The following is a 991-nucleotide window of genomic DNA, read 5'->3' on the forward strand; positions in this document are numbered from 1 at the left end:
CCCTACGATGTCTATGATGAGTTAGATGTTCACACTAATGTTATGAAAGAAGGAGATTCTTATGCAAGATCTAAAGTACCATGGCTTGATATGCTTGAAAGCTGTAACATAATTAGACAGGCATTACAAAAAATGCCAAAGTCTGGTTCTGTAAGAGTCAAACTAAAACCAAATCCAAAAGGTAAAGGACTTGACACTGTATACAAACGAGTAGAATCTGGTAGAGGCTCTTTAGGATGTTATATTGTATCTGATGGAAAACCAGAACCATATAGAGTAAAGATGAGTGTTGGTTCATTTAGAAACTTGATTGCATTACCATATCTTCTAAAGGGAGAAAAACTTGGGAACATGCCATCTGTATACTGGAGTCTTAATTATTGGCCTGTGGAGGCAGATCGATAAATGTCTGTTATTGCACCAAACTTCAAGTTTAGTGAGTTTGTAAAATCTATTTTAGATAATGTATTTTGGATTCTTTTACTTTTCACATTAATTGGTATTCCTGCAGTTCAAGTTATTTTATTCTATATTGAAATGCCTGTAATCAACGGCGAATTACTTACACCATTTCTTGCATTAACATGGTTAGCTGATCCTTCTAGAACTCTTCCAATTTTGAAAGCCTTCATGACTACTGATTTGTTTAGGATTGCAGCATTTCCTGGATTTGGATTTGCAGCATTAATTGCAGCTGGAACAATTTTTATAGAAAGAAAAATGTTGGCAAAACTCCAGTTACGTGTCGGTCCATTTTACTGTGGAAAAGTTGAAGGAATTTTACAATTGATGGGAGATGGACTTAAGTTAATTTCAAAGGAAATTATTATTCCTGCAAAAGCTGACAAACCAATTTTTTGGGCAGCGCCTGTTATCTTTGTTGCAACAGCTGCTGCATTTGTAGCATTAATTCCAGTTGCTCCAGGTTGGGTTGTAGCAGATGTTGATGTTGGCTTATTGGCAGTATTTGCAATCATAGGATTCTTTCCCA

2 protein-coding genes are annotated in these 991 nt (G+C 35.7%); both read left to right on the forward strand.

Features of this window, described 5'->3' with window-relative positions:
- Positions 1–405: NADH-quinone oxidoreductase subunit D-related protein (locus BG20_RS08980; RefSeq protein ID WP_010194147.1), on the forward strand; the 405-nt coding region annotated here is incomplete at its 5' end.
- Positions 406–991: NADH-quinone oxidoreductase subunit H (locus BG20_RS08985; protein WP_010194149.1), on the forward strand; the 586-nt coding region annotated here is incomplete at its 3' end.

The sequence above is a fragment of the Candidatus Nitrosarchaeum limnium BG20 genome, assembly GCF_000241145.1.
Taxonomy (GTDB): Archaea; Thermoproteota; Nitrososphaeria; order Nitrososphaerales; family Nitrosopumilaceae; genus Nitrosarchaeum; species Nitrosarchaeum limnae.